Below are 17,955 nucleotides of genomic sequence, written 5' to 3' on the forward strand. Positions count from 1 at the left end.
CATTTTAGGTAAGCCGGGCGTTGCTAGCAAGCAGGCAGGTCCTCTGGCGTATCGATATCCTGCAGGATGCCGATGTCGTCCAGTTCAACAAGCACTAGTTGATCTGGGTGATTTTTAATGACATCACGGCCGCCGGTGTCGCCCCGGCTTTGCGTCAGTTCAGTAAAAAAGTCCCGGCCGAAGGCGACCGGATGGCCACGCTGTTGCTGGTAGGTGGGGATGAGTATGCGATCTCTGCTGGCTCTGGTGTGAATTTGTTGCAGTGTTGATGCGTTGATAAACGGCATATCAGCCAGGCAGACCAGGCAGGCATCCCAGTGGGCAGGCAGGGATCGAATACCGAAGGCCAGACTGTGTCCCATGCCTTGGTCAGCATCCGGGCAGACAACAATCTGCTGCCGAGTGAACCCGGTATTGGCCAGAACACCCGCGTCAAGTAGAGCAGGGCGTGTCACCACAATAATCTCGCTGATATTGCTCTGCAATAATCGGCTGGTTTTTTCCAGCAATGTGCTACCGTCAGGTAACAACGCATTCAACTTTATGCTGCCGAAGCGGCGGCTGAATCCAGCCGCCAGCAGAATGGCTCCGGTTGTCATATGAAACGGCTCCGGGCTGTCAGCAGCGTTGTCTCGTGCTACGGCAGTGTGATGAGCTTTTTTAATCCCAGCTCAACGCGCCGCCGGTCTGATATTCAATAACACGCGTCTCAAAGAAGTTCTTCTCTTTACGCAGGTCCATGATCTCGGACATCCACGGGAACGGATTTTTTACACCTTTGAATTGCTCTGGCAGACCGACCTGCACCAGGCGGCGGTTGGCGATGAACTGCAGGTATTCTTCCATCATGACCGCATTCATGCCCAATACACCGCGCGGCATGGTGTCGCGGGCGTATTCGATCTCCAGCTGCGTTGCCTGCAGAATCATCTGCGTGGTTTCGCGCTTCATGGCGTCATCCCAAAGATGCGGGTTCTCGATCTTGATCTGGTTGATCATGTCGATACCGAAGTTCAGGTGCATGGACTCGTCACGCAGAATGTACTGGAACTGCTCCGAGGTTCCGGTCATCTTGTTGCGTCGACCCATGGACAGAATCTGGGTAAAACCACAGTAGAAGAAAATACCTTCCAGGCAGCAGTAAAACGCAATCAGGTTCTTCAGCAGCGCTTTGTCCGTTTCCGGTGTGCCGGTGGTAAAATTCGGATCATTGAGTTCTTTGGTGTACTTCAGGCCCCAGGACGCTTTTTTCGCCACTGATGGAATCTCATGGTACATGTTAAAGATCTCACCCTCGTCCATGCCCAGTGATTCAATGCAGTACTGGTAGGCATGGGTGTGGATGGCTTCCTCAAATGCCTGGCGCAGGATGTACTGACGGCACTCCGGATTGGTGATCAGGCGGTACAGTGCCAGCACCAGATTGTTGGCCACCAGGGAATCTGCCGTCGAGAAAAAGCCCAGGTTGCGCTTGACGATCAGACGTTCGTCCGGGGTCAGGCCGTTGCTGCTTTTCCACAGCGCGATATCCGCGTTCATGTTGATTTCCTGCGGCATCCAATGGTTGGCGCAACCATCCAGATACTTCTGCCAGGCCCAGTCGTACTTGAATGGCACCAGCTGGTTAAGATCGGCGCGGCAGTTGATCATGCGCTTGTCATCAACCGTGACGCGTTCGGTCCATTCGCCGATTTCCTGTTGCGCCACTTCAACATCCAGGTCTTCCAGTTGGCTGGCGACCTGCTGCATGATCTGGTTGTTCACAGCCTCGGCAGCCGCTTCCGATTCGTTGCGACTGGTCGAAGGTTCGGCGACGTAGGCGGGTCTGGCGGCAGCGATGGCATCACTGTAGCTTTGTTCGGCCTTCGCTGCCTGCGCTGCTATGGCGGACGGATCCGCGTGGGCGGTGTTGCTGTTTCCCGAAACGGCGGAACCCAGCGTGGCGCCATTGGCGGCAGAATCAGGTCCGCGCAATGACGGGGAGGGCGCCGGGTTGGCTCTGGCCACTTCCGCCTTCGCTACCTGTGCCGCTACGGCGGACGGGTTTGAACGATTATTGCTGGCCTCATTTGGCGCAGGCGCGGTCCGGCTGTCACCGGATGTATTGGCATCCAGTGGTGTCGGGTCGTCGTAGAACTCATCCCAAGATATCATCGTAATCCCCTGATAGTATTGTTTATTACTGACATGCTTCGCAGTCAGGGTCGTCAATTGAACAGGCTTGCGGCACGGGTGCCGGACCACTGGATACTGCGTTCAGCTTGCTGCCGGATACCGTTGACTTTTCGGTGCTGGTTGCCGCCAGAGAGCGCAGGTAATAAGTGGTTTTCAGACCTCGCAGCCAGGCCATGCGGTAAGTGACATCCAGTTTCTTGCCGTTGGCGCCGGAAATGTACAGGTTCAGTGATTGTGCCTGGTCAATCCACTTCTGACGTCGACTGGCGGCGTCCACCAGCCAGCGAGGTTCGATTTCGAATGCAGTCGCGTACAGATCCTTGATGTGCTGTGGAATACGATCGATCTGCTGCAGGCTGCCGTCGTAGTATTTCAGGTCGTTGACCATGACGTTGTCCCACAGGTCCAGTGCCTTCAGATCACGCACCAGATAAGGGTTAACGACGGTAAATTCACCAGACAGGTTCGATTTCACATACAGGTTCTGATACGTCGGCTCAATGGACTGCGACACGCCGGAAATATTGGCAATAGTCGCTGTCGGCGCAATGGCCAGTACATTGGAGTTGCGCATGCCCACCTGAGCAATACGCTGACGCAGGCTCTCCCAATCCTGGGTCTGCGTCATATCGACCTCAAGGTACTTCTCGCCGCGCACTTCCTGCAGCATCTTCAGTGAGTCGATGGGCAGTATACCCTGATCCCACAGAGAGCCTTTATAGGTCTGGTAGGGACCACGCTCCTCAGCCAGATCCGTTGACGCCTGGATGGCATAGTAGCTGATGACTTCCATGGAGCGATCAGCAAAGGTCACCGCATCGTCAGATGCGTAGGGAATGCGCTGGGCGTACAGGGAATCCTGAAAGCCCATGATGCCCATACCGACCGGGCGATGCTTCAGGTTTGAATTTTCTGCCTGCGGCACCGAGTAATAGTTGATATCAATCACGTTATCCAGCATACGCACAGCTGTTTTAATGGTGCGCTGCAGCTTGTCTGTGTCCAGACCGGTCTCGGTTACATGATTGACCAGGTTGATCGAGCCCAGGTTACACACGGCAATCTCGTCTTCGCTGGTGTTCAGGGTAATCTCTGTACACAGGTTGGAGGAGTGGATGGTGCCGACATGCTGCTGCGGCGAACGCACATTACAGGCATCCTTGAAAGTGATCCAGGGATGACCGGTTTCAAACAGCATGGACAGCATCTTGCGCCACAGGTCCTTGGCGCGCACGGTTTTGTAGATTTCTACCTGACCGGCTGCGGCCTTGCGCTCATACTCTTCATACGCGTGTTCAAATGCCATGCCATGCAGATCGTGCAGATCCGGCACATTATTGGGGGAAAACAGCGTCCAGTCGCCATCTTCAAACACACGTTTCATGAACAGATCCGGGATCCAGTTCGCGGTATTCATGTCGTGGGTACGACGACGGTCATCACCGGTGTTCTTGCGCAGTTCCAGGAACTCCTCAATGTCCAGGTGCCAGGTTTCCAGGTAGGCGCAGACCGCGCCTTTGCGCTTGCCACCCTGGTTAACGGCGACGGCGGTATCATTGACTACTTTGAGGAAGGGCACGATACCCTGTGAGGAGCCATTGGTGCCCTTGATATGGGCACCCAGTGCCCGTACCGGTGTCCAGTCGTTACCCAGGCCGCCGGCCCACTTGGACAGCATGGCGTTGTCCTTGATGGCGCCATAAATGCCGTGCAGGTCGTCCGGCACGGTGGTCAGGAAGCAGGACGAAAGCTGAGGGCGCAGCGTGCCGGAATTGAACAGCTGTGGTGTCGACACCATGTAGTCAAAGCTGGAGATCAGGTTGTAGAACTCGATTGCACGAGCCTCACGATCGGTTTCGTTGCTGGCCAGACCCATGGCGACCCGCATATAGAAAATCTGCGGCAGCTCAAAGCGAACGCCGTTGCTGTGGATAAAGTAGCGGTCGTACAGTGTCTGCAGGCCCAGGTAGGTAAACTGGGTGTCACGCTCGGATTTAAGCGCCTCGCCCAGCACATCCAGGTCATATTCCAACAGGTGGGGGGACAGCAGTTCCAGCTCCACACCTTTCTCGATATAAGGGCGCAGAACGCCCGGATAACGGTAATTCATTTCGCTTTGTGTCGCACTGTCGGCTATCCCCAGGAAACCCAGTGCTTCGGAGCGCAGGGTGTCAAGCAGCAGGCGTGCCGTCACATAAGAGTAGTTGGGGTCTTTTTCCACCATGGTGCGTGCGGTCATGACGGCGGAAGTGCGCACGTCATCCATTTTGACACCGGGGTACAGGTTTTTCAGTGTTTCCTGGTAGATGTCATCGCTGGACACGCCTTCCAGGCCGGCACAGGCTTCGTCAATCACCGTGCGCAGACGGGCGTTGTCCAGAGGCCCCTGGGTGCCATCGGCAAAGGTGACCTGAATGGTGGAGACTTCTTCGCTTTCGCGGGCTCGCTGCTGATCACGTACGCGCGCATGTTCGGCGCGATACAGCACGTAGGAGCGGGCAACCTTGTGTTCGCCGGTGCGCATCAGCGCCAACTCTACCTGATCCTGGATTTCCTCGATGTGGATGGTGCCACCGGAAGGCATGCGGCGTTTGAAAATGGTGGTGATCTGGCTGGCCATTTTACCCACGGTTTCATGAACGCGTGAGGAGGCTGCAGCAGTACCACCTTCAACGGCAAGATAGGCTTTGGTGATGGCGACGATAACCTTGGATTCGTCGTAGGTTACGACGGCACCATTGCGCTTGATGACGCGAAGTTGCCCAGGAGCAGTAGCGGGCAAATCCTCATTCGCGCGTGTGCCTGAGCGGGGATTGGCAGTGCTGCTGCCATAGCTGGGGGTACTCGTTTGCATCGGATTCTCCGTGATGTTGTCATTAATCCCGTGCGTGCGCCGTGGAAATACAATATATAGATGGTTTTTGCGGACAAGACACAAGATAGAGCGCTGCGACGTGGATTGCAAGCCCTTTTTGTGTGGATAGCATGTGGATAAGATGTGTGTATCTGGGTATTCACGCCACTAGATATAGTGGTGCCAGTCTCCCGATGGGTTTGTCAGAGGGCGACCAGCGGCATGGCAGACTGCGTGCCCGCACTGAACCGGCCTTTCATGTGCGCGATGTGATGTGGCAGATCTTCGGCGCTGACCGGATGGCAAAACAGAAAGCCTTGCAGGATGTTGCACTGATGATCGGTCAGAAAGCTGGCTTGTGGTTCAGTCTCAACCCCCTCGGCGACGACCTGTAACCTGAGGCGTTGCGCCATGGCGATAATGGCTGTTGTGATCGCACTATGACGGGGGCTGTCAGGCAGATTGCTGATAAAAGAGCGATCAATCTTGAGTTTATCCACCGGCAACTGGGTCAGGTAGCTCAGTGATGAATAACCGGTGCCAAAATCATCAATGGCAATGGCAACGCCCAGCGCCTTGAGTTCGCTGAGAATGTTGATGGCCTGGCTGATATTGTCCATCAACATGCTTTCGGTGATTTCCAGCTCCAGCCATTGTGGCTCCAGCCCGGTTTCAGTGAGCACGCGGCGTACCATCTGCACCAGGTTATGGTCGCGGAACTGGCGTGCGGACAGGTTGACGGCAACAGTCTGATCGGTGATGCCGGATGCCTGCAGGGCTTTGAGCTGCAAACAGGCTTGCCGAAGCACGATCTCGCCCACTTTTATGATCAGGCCGGTTTCCTCTGCGACCGGGATAAAACGATCCGGGGGAATCACATCAACTTGCTCATGGCGCCAACGGACCAGGGCTTCATAACCACATATTCTGCCTCTGGACATATCAATCTGGGGCTGGAAATGCACAACAAAGTCCTCGTTGCTGACGGCAATCCGCAGTTCATTTTCCAGGGACATGCGCGCCAGCGACTCGATGTTCATATCATCAGTAAAGTACTGGAAATTATTCCGGCCCTGATCCTTGGCGCGATACATGGCCAGGTCCGCGTTGCGCATCAGGATGCTGGCATTCATGCTGTCTTCGGGGGCCACGGTGATACCTATGCTGCAACTGACTGTCACTTCCTGGGTGCTCAGAGTGACAGGCTCCAGCAGTGAGCGCAGAATTTTGCGGGCTACCAGTCCGGCGTCATCGGCGTTTTTGATGTTGGCCAGCAGGATGGTAAATTCGTCGCCACCCAGGCGGGCGACAATGTCCTCTTCGCGCACACAATCACGCAAGCGCTGGGCGACCGTGCAGAGCAGTTCATCACCGGCATCGTGGCCAAGGGTGTCGTTGATGCGTTTGAATTGATCAAGGTCAAGGAACAGCAGCGCCATGGCTTTTTTGTTGCGTCGCAAATGCTTGAGTTCCTGTTCCAGGCGATCACGAAACAGGCGGCGGTTCTCCAGACCGGTCAGGGGGTCGTAGAACGCCAGCTTCTCCATCTGGGCCTGGGTTTCCACCCGGTCGCTGATGTCTTCGATATTAAGCACGATATGGCTCAGGGCGCCCAGGTCATCAAAGATGGGGGAGGCGGTGACCTGTTGCCAAAAGTCGTCGCCGTCCTTGCGTCTGCTGACCATGAAGGTTTCCCAGCTGGCGCCCAGCTGCATGGCTTCCTGCAGGGTGATGTTATTGACATCTGTGAGTCTGGGGTTGTTCAGCAGTTCCGCCACCCGGCCCAGCGCCTCATCCTTGCTGTAGCCGGTAATCTGAGTGTAGCGCGGGTTCACATAGTCGATGACGCCGGCGCAGTCTGCGATTATGACGCCGCTCTGACTCTGCTCCACTGCGCTGGAGAGAATTCGCATGGATTGAGCATTCAGCCTGGCTTTCTGGCGCTGACTCTCCGGCGTTGCCGGACGCCAGCCTGCCAGCAACAACAGGGGAATGACAACAACGGCGGACACGGCGAATATCAACACGCCTTGGGCTAAAAATCCCTGAGTCAATATGCTCATTACCTGTCAGTGGTCCGGGCGTGCGTGTATTTAGTGATATTCATTAGTTGATAATAATTCTTCAAATCAGCGTGTTGCGCATAAAAATTCAAGTAATGCCTTCTGTGCATGAAGGCGGTTTTCAGCTTCGTCCCACACCACGCTGTCGCCGGCGTCCAGGACCGCAGCGCTGACTTCTTCGCCGCGGTGTGCCGGCAGGCAGTGCATAAACAGTGCGTCTGATTTTGCTTGTGCCATCAGCTCAGTGGTCACTTCGTAACCAGTGAATTTCTGAATGCGAAGTCTGCGTTCTTCTTCCTGGCCCATGGACGCCCAGACATCTGTTGCCACCAGGCTGGCACCGGCCACTGCTGCCGCCGGATCGCGCACGATACGCACCCGGTCTTTGTTGGCCTGCAACATGTGATCATCCGGATCAAATCCTTCAGGGCAGGCAATCACAAGCTCAAAATCGAACTGGCGCGCTGCGTTGATGTAGGATTGGCACATATTGTGGCCATCACCGACCCAGGCTACCGTGTGGCCGGCGATATCCCCGCGATGCTCAAAAAATGTCTGCATGTCAGCCAGCAGCTGACAGGGATGAAAATCGTCAGTCAACGAGTTGATCACTGGCACTTTTGAGTGGCTGGCAAAAAGCTCGAGTTTGGCGTGTTCGAAGGTGCGAATGGTAATCACATCGACCATGCGCGACAGAACTTTAGCGCTGTCCTCTATGCTCTCGCCGCGTCCCAACTGGGTGTCAGACGGGGACAGGAACAATGCGCTGCCGCCGAGTTGATTCATGGCGACCTCAAAAGAGACGCGCGTGCGTGTTGATGATTTCTCAAAAATCATCGCCAGCGTTTTGTTTTTCAGGGTTTCTTCACGCAGCGCAGGACTCTTTTTCAAGGCGATAGCACGGTGAATGATGTCGCGGAGTTCGACCGGGCTGAGATCCAGCAAGGTCAAAAAATGTCGTGTTGCCATAGCAGTACTGGTTTCCCGGAGAACGTGTTACCGGTTGCATGCAACCGGTAACAGGCCGAGACTGGGTTTGTATTGAGGGCTCAGTGCTCAGCAAAAATTAAAAAGGGCAGCACCTGCTACCCTCTGACCAAGCCCGCTATCTTATATTACTTTACCGGATGCGGGCAATTATCGGATAACGGGCGCTAATGATGTAGAATATGCCATCTTTTCCCCAGGGGCGATGGCACCCTGACATTCAGCAGCACTTTGAACAGTACAGGTAGATATATGAGTAACGAACAGTCGAGCATTGAACAAACTATTCGCGATCAGATCAGCGCCAACAGCATCCTTCTTTACATGAAAGGCTCGCCAGACCAGCCACAGTGTGGTTTCTCCGCCCAAGTAGTGCAGTGCCTGATGGGTTGTGGCAAGCGCTTTGCCTATGTTGATATCCTGGCAAATCCGGAGATTCGCTCAACACTGCCGGTGATCGCCAACTGGCCAACGTTCCCGCAGCTCTGGATAGACGGTGAACTGGTGGGCGGCTGCGACATCATCACGGACCTGCACAACAAGGGCGAACTGAAACCCCTGATTGATGCAGCAGGCGCCGACGCTCCCACTGACAGCTGACACACGGCGTCCCGATCAACGAAGTGGCCAGCCGCCCAGTTTTTGCCACTTGTTGACAATGCCACAGAACAACTGCGCAGTTTTTTCCGCATCGTATTTGGCCGAATGCGCCTCATTGCCATCAAACTCGATGCCGGCGACCTCACAGGCCCTGGCCAGCACCGTCTGGCCATAGGCCAGCCCGCTCAACGTGGCGGTGTCAAAACTGGAGAAGGGGTGGAACGGATTGCGCTTCAGATCATGCCGGGCCACGGCCGCATTAATGAAACCATGATCAAAATGAGCATTGTGCGCGACCAGAATCGCTCGTTTACAACCATTCGCCTTCATGGCTGAACGAATCACTTTGAACAGATCCTGAAACACATCACGTTCGCCACGTGCCACCCGCAACGGGTGCCAGGGATCGATGCCGGTGAATTTCAGCGCAGCATCCTCTATGTTCGAGCCCTGAAACGGGACCACGCGGTGGAAATAGGTCTGTTCCACATCCAGGATGGATTTTTCATCCATGCCCAGAATGACGGCGGCAATTTCCAGTATCGCGTCGGTTTTGGCGTTAAAACCACCACATTCGATATCAACCACAACCGGCAGGTAACCGCGGAAGCGGGATGCCAACAAACTTTCTGTCACATCGTCATCATCATAATCGTACATCAGGCAGTCACCCCTTTGATCCGCCAGTGAATTTGTTCGCCGGCGCGCAAGGGCACCAGAGTACTGTCGCCAAGCGGATAGTGTGCGGGAACATTCCAGCTCTCGCGCTGCAGCGTAACGGTATCGGTATTACGCGGCAGGCCGTAAAAATCCGGTCCATGAAAAGAGGCAAAACCTTCCAGTTTATCCAGCGCACCGGCCTGGTCAAAGGCCTCGGCGTAGAGCTCCAGCGCGGCATGGGCGCTGAAGCAGCCAGCGCAACCACAGGCGGTTTCCTTGTCAGGCCGGGCGTGGGGTGCGGAATCGGTTCCCAGAAAGAATTTTTTATTGCCGCTGGTGGCTGCTGCGATCAGCGCGTTTTGATGAGTGTTGCGTTTGAGCACCGGCAGGCAATAAAGATGTGGCCGAACACCGCCCACCAGCAGGTGGTTGCGATTGTACAGCAGGTGCTGCGGTGTGATGGTGGCAGCAACATTGTCGCCCGCTTCGCGCACAAAGTCGGCCGCATCGGCGGTAGTGATATGCTCGAGCACAATTTTCAGCGTCGGGAACCTTTGGCATAAAGGAGCCAGCGTTTTGTCGATGAACATTTTTTCGCGATCGAATATGTCAACCTGGCTGTCTGTCACTTCACCGTGCAGCAAAAGCGGCATACCCAGTTCGGCCAGAGTCTCCAGCGCGGGGTAGGCGTTTTCGATGGCGGTAACACCGCTGTCAGAGTTGGTCGTAGCGCCTGCCGGATAGTATTTGACTGCCCGGACATGCCCGGATTCCCAGGCCTGCCGTATCTCTTCCGGTGCCAGGGTGTCAGTCAGATACAAAGTCATCAGTGGTTCAAAATCCAGCCCTGGCGGCAGTGCTGCAAGAATACGCTGCCGATAGGCAAGAGCCGCCTGGGTGCTGGTGACGGGTGGTTTCAGGTTGGGCATGACGATGGCGCGGCGGAAGGTCCCGGCAGTGTGTGCCACCAGATGCGCCAGCACCTCGCCATCGCGCAGGTGCAGGTGCCAGTCATCGGGTCTTGTCAGGGTCAGCGTGTTTGTTGTTTCGGGGCGGGCAGTCATGGGGCAGGCATACCTGTTCGGATTGATACGTCAGCGTCCCTGTTGGCAACGCCTGAGATGTCTTGTGCTGGTAAAGTTTGCTGACAAGTGGCCGATCAATATAGGTGACGAGCTCTCATCAAACGACGGAATTCATATCCAGCGAATGAAAACACGGTGTAAGTTTACCTTATCTTGGCTCTTGATGCTCTCTGTGACTTTTGTGACGTCAACGGCGTCAGCAGGCACAGTTTCATCCTATTATGCCGATATTGATGTCGCGGGCTGGCAGGCAGACTCGTCCGTCTTTGAGTGTCTGCTGGTACAACAGATACCGGGCCTGGGTCAGGCCGTGTTTTACCATCAGGCCGGTGACCCGCTCAGTTTTTATCTGCAGACACCCAATACCCCCATGCAGGCAGGTCGTGCCTTGCTGACATCCCAGCCACCGGTCTGGCGCCAGGAGCTGGAGGTACGGGACCTGGGGTATGTTGATGTCGCAATCAGCCAGCAGCCGGTCACACTGGACGCTCAGCGCAGTCGCCTGCTCATGGCGGAGCTTGACCGGGGCATGGTGCCGACGCTGATGCGCCGCGCCTGGTTTAATGATCAGGAGTCGATTCACGTCGGGCTGTCGCCGGTGCATTTCAGTGACGCCTACGCGGAATATCATCAATGCATCGCCGGGTTGTTGCCGGTCAACTTTGCCCAGATAGAACGTTCCACCGTGTTCTGGCAGCCCAATCAGCGAGAACTGACTGACGACATGAAAGCCCAGCTTGATGACATCATCACCTACACTCAGGCCGATCCGCGGGTCTCCGGTTTTGAAGTCAATGGTTTCACGGATGGCGCAGGCAACCCGCGGGAGAATTTCGAGCTATCCAGAATCAGAGCTTTCGCTGTGCACCAGTACCTGGTGGAAAATGGCATCAACGAGGACATGCTCAATACCCGTTTCTTTGGTTCTGCACCCCAGTTCCGCATTGTCGAGCAGGAACGCTCGGCTGCTGATCGCGACCGTAACCGACGGGTCACGATTCGCCTGCTGCGGGACTGAGCGCCTTCCTCAATTTCTGATCCAGTCAACATGACATAACGCTACCTGTCGAATTTACAGGGCGGAACGAGTACAATAACCGCCTTTTTACAGACTCGCAGACAGGAGCAAACATGTCGGGCATCAATAAAGTTGTGCTGGCCTATTCCGGCGGCCTGGATACATCAGTGATTGCGAAATGGCTGATGGAAACCTACCAGTGTGAAGTTGTGACCTTTACCGCTGATCTCGGGCAGGGCGAGGAACTTGAACCGGCGCGCGCCAAAGCCAAAGCCATGGGTATCAAGGAGATCTACATTGAAGATCTGCGCGAAGAATTTGTGCGCGATTTTGTTAATCCCATGTTCCGTGCCAATGCTCTGTACGAAGGCGAGTATCTGCTGGGTACCTCCATTGCCCGTCCGCTGATCGCCAAGCGACTGGTTGAGATAGCCACTGAAACCGGCGCTGATGCCATCTCCCACGGCGCCACCGGCAAAGGCAATGATCAGGTGCGCTTTGAGCTGGGTGCATATGCCCTGAAACCAGGTATTCACGTCATCGCTCCCTGGCGGGAATGGGATCTGAATTCGCGTGACAAGCTGCTGGCCTATTGTGAACAGCACGGCATCCAGGTGGAGAAAAAACGGGGTACCAAATCGCCGTACTCCATGGATGCCAACCTGCTGCACATTTCCTATGAAGGTGACATTCTGGAAAATCCGGGTGCCGAGCCGGAAGAAGACATGTGGTTATGGTCGGTGTCGCCGGAGGCGGCGCCTGATACTCCTACCTATATCGAGCTGACGTACGAAAAGGGCGATATCGTTGCTATCGACGGTGAGAAAATGTCACCGGCAACCGTGCTGGCATACCTGAATAAAGTGGGCGGGGCCAATGGTATCGGCCGCGCCGATATTGTCGAGAACCGTTATGTGGGCATGAAGTCGCGTGGCTGTTATGAAACTCCCGGCGGCACCATCATGTTGAAGGGGCACCGGGCTATCGAGTCAGTGACACTGGATCGCGAACTGGCGCACCTCAAGGACGAACTGATGCCGCGTTATGCCTCGCTGGTATATAACGGCTACTGGTTCTCGCCGGAGCGCAAAGCGCTGCAGACACTGATCGATTATTCCCAGCAGTATGTCAATGGCACGGTCCGCCTTAAATTGTACAAGGGCGGTGTCGCTGTGGTTGGTCGGGAATCGGCTGACTCGCTGTTTGATGCCAGCATTGCAACCTTCGAAGATGATGCCGGCGCGTACGATCAGGCCGATGCCGGCGGATTCATCAAACTCAACGCTTTGCGTTTGAGGATTGCTGCCAACAAAGGTCGCAAGATCTGAGGTGTTGCATGCTGGTTGGATGATAGGTGGATGATAAGTGGTTGATGAGCGCGTGATGAGCGGACGGGTTCGCTGATGGAACACCAGATGATGAACATGTTTGCGGTGCCGTTGTATCGGGCATCGCTGGGCAGAGCGTTCACCGGTGAAGAGATGCAGTTCTTCAAAGCCGAGCTCAGCGATCCGGTGCTTGCCATCACAAATCATGCGTCAAAGAACAAGAAGGTGCTCGACGCCGCCCCGATGCAGGCCATCCGGGCGGTATTGCAGGCGCACCTGGATCAGTTTTTCAAAATCACGTTCAATACCTCCAATAATGTGTCCCTTCAGGTCACCCAGTCCTGGCTGACGCGCTCTCAGCAGGGGGATTCGCATCATACCCACACACATCCCAACAGTGTGGTCAGTGGTGTGCTGTATATCAACCTGGCCCCTAAAGACGGCATCAATTTTTATCGCAACGAAGACAATATCTGGTACGAATTGATCAGGCAGGAAGACAGCTATTACAACGCTTTTCGTTACTTTATCCAGACCGGTATCGGCGACATCATACTGTTTCCATCCAATGTCAGGCATGGTGTTAACGAAGTCACGGAAAACATTGATCGGGTCAGCTTGTCCTTCAATACGTTTTTCTCGGGCGAGTTGGGCCGAGAAGAGTTCTCCAATCAACTGAATATCCGCCTGGCTTAAGCATTCCGTATGGATGCGCCTGTGGTGCAATTGATGGTCAATTGACTTGAATTGGTGTCCCGCCGATGACAGCCCGCTTCAGGCTATCTTGAACCGTCCAGCCTGCTCAGCCGCTGCCTGGTCTGCTCGGTCAGTAATCCCACCGTGTTCATGTTCAGCATCAGTTGACGGAACAGGTCGTGGCGGGATTCCGGTTGCTGAATACGGCTTTGCCGCAGGTGGTAACGCAATTCCCTGACGCTCCAGTCAAATCTCTCGGCAATTCTCGTGTAGATGTTCATCGCGTTGCCCAGTCGCAACACATGATCAACCACAAAATCACTGCGCGCCTGCAGTTCGTCGGCACTGAGTGTTGACAGGTGCCGACGCAGTATCTCGGTGCCAAATTTGACGTGCCGTGCTTCGTCTGCGCTGATGAAGTCGATGGCATAGGCCAGCACAGGCACCAGGGTGGCGCGGCGAATGTCCTGCAGGCGCGCCAGCGCCAGGCTTTCGATCAGTATCTGGCAGGCAATAAACTTGTAGTCCCAGCGCGGGTCGTTGACCATGATTTTTATCAGGTCAGCAACCGCATCGCTGGGTGGCTCGACGTTGCCGACGACCTCCAGCAGGTAGCGGGAAAAGAACTCCACATGGCGTGCTTCATCCGATACCTGGGAGCTGGCGAACAGTTTTGCTTCCACATCGGGCATGCACGACACCAGTTGCGATGAAACCAGCAGCGCGCCTTGTTCGCCATGCAGTATGTCGCTGATTTCAAGCGCATGCCGGTACCAACTGGTGCTGATTTTCTGCTGTGGCGGCAGGGCATCATATGGGGCAAACCCGGACAACGGTTCGAACTGACGGCGACTGGGCGGCAGGGATTTATCTACCAAAGCCTCCCATGGTGCCTCGCTGGTTTTCCAGACTTTGTTTTTTGCCAGCTCGTAGAGGCTGTGCACACGGGTTTTGTTTTCGTCATAGTCCCAGCGAATATGGCCGTGCAATTGCGTATCTATGGTACTTAAAGTTGAGGTGTTCATGACATCGGTTCCTTGATGAGGGCAGTGGCGCCATAGTCCCTGGGCCATTCCTGTGTGTTTGGACATTACTGAACATGTGAGTATGAAATTCCGAAGACGGTTTATACCAGTAAAAGGGGTTGCAGTGCGCGCTTTGGCAGTCGTGGTCACAGGGTATATTTACAGCTTGTGCGCTGGATCACAGATTTTATTGTCTGTACCAAATTGCAGAGTAGGGTCCTGTCTCAGCAACTAAAGTGATTGTGATCTTGATACAAACCTGTAAATCATTACGTCAGATATTGGTAATACCATGGATGGTACCTTGCTAGACCTGCTCGAAGAAAAAGTGACGGCTGCGCCGGACAAGCCTCTGTACTCGTTCCTGGACAGGGATCTGGTTGTCAGCACTTCACTGAGCTATCGTGATGTCCATAGCCGGGCGAGAAGGTTTGCCCGGACGCTGCAATACCATCATTGTGCCGGAAAACCCGTCTTGCTCTACTGTCCGCACGGACCGGAATTTCTGATCGGCTTTTTTGCCTGCGTCCTTGCCGGAACCTGGGCAGTTCCGGTGGCACGACATCGGGCCAGGTCTCAGGTTGGCCTGGCGGCGCTGTGCAGAGTCAGCGGTGCAACCACTATCATCAGTACGTCCGCCCGGGCAAGCAGCCTGTCCCGGGCTCTGGCGGGGACAGAAATCATGATGCTGTCCGTCGACCAGGACTGTGTGGCGGCAGAAGACTATCGACGCCCGGCAATTACCCCCACTGATATCGCCTTCATTCAGTTTACCTCAGGCTCAACATCGTCACCCAGGGGCGTGGTGATCAGCCATGCCAATGTCATGCATAACGCTGACCAGATACGTCAGGCATTTGCCACCACTGCCGATGATGTCGGAGTGACATGGTTGCCGTTTCATCATGATATGGGTTTGATCGGCCATGTTATCCAGCCCCTGTTTGCGGGCATACACAACTACTTCCTTAACCCGATGGATTTTTTGGCCAGACCTGCTCGCTGGCTGCAGGCGATTTCCGACTTTGGCGGCACCATCAGTGGAGGGCCCGATTTTGCATTTGCCCTGGCCACGGACAAAGTATCCGAGCATGAACTGACGGGTCTGACGCTGGCCAAATGGCGTCTGGCCTATAGTGGTGCGGAGAAGATCAGGCCTGAAACCCTGGCCCGGTTCGCGCATAAATTTTCAGCAACCGGTTTTGCCAGTGATTCATGGTTTCCCTGTTACGGTCTCGCAGAGTCAACCTTGTTTGTCACCGGTCAGTTCGGTGTGGAGGCCTGCAGACCCTCCGGGCCGCAACGCTGTCGCTCATCTGTGTGCGTCGGTAAACCCGTGGCAGACACATCGGTCATGATCAAGCATCCGGGCAGTGAAGATAATGTTGTCGACGGCAATGCAGGCGAGGTGTGTATCAGCTCTCCTTCTGTGGCGGTCGGCTATTTCAATGACAAAGTTGCCAGCAAAAAAACGTTCAGAACCTTAACGGACAATGGCCGTCACTATGTTCGAACCGGTGACTGTGGCTTTATGCGTGACCAGAGACTGTATCTGCTGGGCCGCTACAAAAACGTCATCAAGCGCAGGGGTTGCAGCTATCACGCCGAAGACATCGAGGCCGCCCTCAAGATCGGTCTGGGTGAGTGGGGAATACAATTATGTGCCGCCTTTGCAGTCGACGTTGATGACACCGAAAGACTGGTGTTGCTGCTTGAACAAGGCCGCAGGCTGACTAGCACCGAAAAAAAACCACATCGGCAATTAACTGAAACGGCAGCGGCATTGATCGTTGATCAGTTCGGTATTGCCCCTGACGATATCCAGATTGTGGCGGCCAATACCCTGCCGCTTACCAGCAGTGGAAAAATTCAACGGCATGCCTGCGTTGATTTTTATCAGCAGAGAACCAAAAAAGCGGACAGGTTGCAAAAAACAGAGGTGAGTGATGACGGACTGCAAGCTTGATGTCTGGCACCAGGTATCACATAAAATATTCCGTGCTCAGGGCGGCGAAGGTACACCACCGTTGATACCGGCAGAAAGAGCGTTGGCCGAGATGGGTCTGGACTCGTTGAAGTTGATTGAAATTGTGTATGAACTGGAAACATTTTACCAGCTTGATGTTGATGAAGAGTTGTTGGCTGAGCTGGAGAATATAGAGGATCTGATCATGATGTTCACCAGTGCGCTTGCCGCCAGGGATGGGGCAGGTAAACAAAAATGTTGAGTATGATCCGGACCAGCAATGACTCGATTGATACCCGTTTGCAGGCGGTCCGCGAAGCATGCAATCACGGTGATATTGCGACGGGAGTCAGAATGCTGTGTGCAGCGTTTGAACGAGTTCTGGCCTCACGTAGCGTAAGCATGTCCTGGCAGACGCTGACTGCAAACCCCATACCTGTACACTGGTTGGGGTTTGTGCGCACAGAATCCGGGTTGAAACTGCGCTTGCTCAGCGACGATTTTTCCAGTGAAGAATGCAGGTTGATGATTGACTATGTCGCCGGGTTTAATGCCGGGTTGCCTCGATTGACCATTGCTGAGCGCATGGAGGTGTGGGCACGGCGTTGCACCGAACGCAGCATGCGAATTGATGCTGATTTGTCGACAAAAAGACGGCAAATCTGGCTGCTGACAATTGTCCGCTTTTGGTTGTCGTCGCGCCAGGCCAGCGCTGACAGTCAATTCTCCGGTCAGTTAATAGTGCTGGGATATCTGTTACATGAGCCGCAGACGCAGGTAAGAACGATATGCCGGCAACAATTGTTCTGGTTCCATTTCAACTTTGCCAGGCGCTTGCTGCACCTGGACAACCGACCCGAGAGTGAGTGTTACCTGCAAAAATTTGATTGGCCAGATCGAAATGACTACTGCCGGCTGATAGCCAACAATACTGATTCCCGGGTTCTGGCAAGCATTCATATGGGCGATTTTTTTGGTGCCTTCAGGGTCCTGTCTGCATCGTCGGACCCAGGGCGCTGTGCCATTTCCCTGCGCAGGGATATGACGGACAATCATGGCATGCAGAATTTTTCTGCTGACCGTATCTCGCATCGTGTTATCTACCACGAGCAACAGCAGCCTGCCACTATTGTCAGTGCTTTACGGCGAGGCCAGCACACGCTGGCGATACTCTTCGATTTGCGCGAAGACTTTGGCAGTACGGTCACGGTCAATTTTTTCGGGCACCGTGCACGCTTTGTTAAAGGCCCTGCGCAACTGGCGATTCTTGGTCGCAGTAATATCATCCCGTTTGTCACCTTCGAAAGTAGGGGCAGGAATCGTATATTGATGGCGCCGGTGATCGAAACCCGGATGCAGCCGGGCGAAAGCCTGCAGCATGCCACCGTCAGAATTACGCAAAAACTGGCCGAGCTGGCAGAAAACTGGATTCGACAATGGCCCGAACAGTGGAAGTACTTGCCTTTGTTGCCAGCCTATCTGGAAGCGGAGCGCTGAG

The 17,955-nt window shown here is 54.7% G+C and carries 14 protein-coding genes and 1 pseudogene; 7 read left to right on the forward strand and 8 right to left on the reverse strand.

The window, feature by feature from the left end:
- Nucleotides 1-23 precede the first annotated feature (23 nt).
- The 5 genes and pseudogenes from WD071_RS00975 to argF form a co-directional block, all read right to left on the reverse strand.
- Nucleotides 24-599 (reverse strand): NTP transferase domain-containing protein, encoded by a 576-nt coding sequence (locus tag WD071_RS00975; RefSeq protein ID WP_368046413.1) that lies wholly within the window; start codon nt 597-599, stop codon nt 24-26.
- 61 nt (nt 600-660) lie between these two features.
- A pseudogene (locus WD071_RS00980) lies at nt 661-1,839 on the reverse strand (ribonucleotide-diphosphate reductase subunit beta); the annotation flags it as partial.
- Between the two features lie 340 nt (nt 1,840-2,179).
- Entirely contained in the window at nt 2,180-5,029 is a 2,850-nt protein-coding gene (locus tag WD071_RS00985) for a ribonucleoside-diphosphate reductase subunit alpha (protein ID WP_368046415.1), read from the reverse strand.
- 203 nt (nt 5,030-5,232) lie between these two features.
- Nucleotides 5,233-7,092 (reverse strand): putative bifunctional diguanylate cyclase/phosphodiesterase, encoded by a 1,860-nt coding sequence (locus WD071_RS00990; RefSeq protein ID WP_368046416.1) that lies wholly within the window; start codon nt 7,090-7,092, stop codon nt 5,233-5,235.
- A gap of 66 nt (nt 7,093-7,158) precedes the next feature.
- Nucleotides 7,159-8,061, reverse strand: a complete 903-nt coding sequence (gene argF / locus WD071_RS00995; protein ID WP_368046417.1) for an ornithine carbamoyltransferase — start codon at nt 8,059-8,061, stop codon at nt 7,159-7,161.
- Nucleotides 8,062-8,331: 270 nt separating this feature from the next.
- Here argF and grxD point away from each other — a divergent pair, with 270 nt between their 5' ends.
- Nucleotides 8,332-8,679, forward strand: a complete 348-nt coding sequence (gene grxD / locus WD071_RS01000) for a Grx4 family monothiol glutaredoxin (RefSeq protein ID WP_368046419.1) — start codon at nt 8,332-8,334, stop codon at nt 8,677-8,679.
- 15 nt (nt 8,680-8,694) lie between these two features.
- On the opposite strand, the gene rnt is transcribed toward grxD, so the two are convergent.
- Both rnt and pyrC read right to left on the reverse strand, forming a co-directional pair.
- Entirely contained in the window at nt 8,695-9,339 is a 645-nt protein-coding gene (rnt, locus tag WD071_RS01005) for a ribonuclease T (protein ID WP_368046420.1), read from the reverse strand.
- A complete protein-coding gene (gene pyrC, locus WD071_RS01010; protein ID WP_368046421.1) occupies nt 9,339-10,403 on the reverse strand; it encodes a dihydroorotase in 1,065 nt (354 codons plus the stop codon). Before pyrC ends, rnt begins: the two co-directional genes overlap by 1 nt.
- 193 nt (nt 10,404-10,596) lie before the next feature.
- Between pyrC and WD071_RS01015 the strand changes: the two genes are divergently transcribed.
- The 3 genes from WD071_RS01015 (at nt 10,597) to WD071_RS01025 (ending at nt 13,466) form a co-directional block, all read left to right on the forward strand.
- The gene (locus WD071_RS01015; RefSeq protein WP_368046422.1) at nt 10,597-11,442 is read left to right on the forward strand and encodes an OmpA family protein; all 846 of its coding nucleotides are present in this window, start codon (nt 10,597-10,599) and stop codon (nt 11,440-11,442) included.
- 113 nt (nt 11,443-11,555) lie between these two features.
- Nucleotides 11,556-12,770, forward strand: coding sequence for an argininosuccinate synthase (locus WD071_RS01020; RefSeq protein WP_368046423.1), 1,215 nt, complete (start codon nt 11,556-11,558; stop codon nt 12,768-12,770).
- Nucleotides 12,771-12,857: 87 nt separating this feature from the next.
- Entirely contained in the window at nt 12,858-13,466 is a 609-nt protein-coding gene (locus WD071_RS01025; RefSeq protein ID WP_368046424.1) for a putative 2OG-Fe(II) oxygenase, read from the forward strand.
- Nucleotides 13,467-13,549: 83 nt separating this feature from the next.
- Here the strand turns inward: WD071_RS01025 and WD071_RS01030 are convergent, their stop codons facing one another.
- Nucleotides 13,550-14,491, reverse strand: a complete 942-nt coding sequence (locus WD071_RS01030) for a ferritin-like domain-containing protein (protein WP_368046425.1) — start codon at nt 14,489-14,491, stop codon at nt 13,550-13,552.
- 304 nt (nt 14,492-14,795) lie between these two features.
- Between WD071_RS01030 and WD071_RS01035 the strand changes: the two genes are divergently transcribed.
- The 3 genes from WD071_RS01035 to WD071_RS01045 are packed head-to-tail and all read left to right on the forward strand — an operon-like array spanning nt 14,796 to nt 17,954.
- The gene (locus tag WD071_RS01035) at nt 14,796-16,457 is read left to right on the forward strand and encodes a fatty acyl-AMP ligase (RefSeq protein WP_368046426.1); all 1,662 of its coding nucleotides are present in this window, start codon (nt 14,796-14,798) and stop codon (nt 16,455-16,457) included.
- Nucleotides 16,438-16,719 (forward strand): acyl carrier protein, encoded by a 282-nt coding sequence (locus tag WD071_RS01040; RefSeq protein ID WP_368046427.1) that lies wholly within the window; start codon nt 16,438-16,440, stop codon nt 16,717-16,719. Before WD071_RS01035 ends, WD071_RS01040 begins: the two co-directional genes overlap by 20 nt.
- Nucleotides 16,713-17,954, forward strand: a complete 1,242-nt coding sequence (locus WD071_RS01045; protein WP_368046428.1) for a hypothetical protein — start codon at nt 16,713-16,715, stop codon at nt 17,952-17,954. Before WD071_RS01040 ends, WD071_RS01045 begins: the two co-directional genes overlap by 7 nt.
- Nucleotide 17,955 lies beyond the last annotated feature (1 nt).

Source organism: Pseudohongiella sp., from assembly GCF_040877505.1.
Classification (GTDB): domain Bacteria; phylum Pseudomonadota; class Gammaproteobacteria; order Pseudomonadales; family Pseudohongiellaceae; genus Pseudohongiella.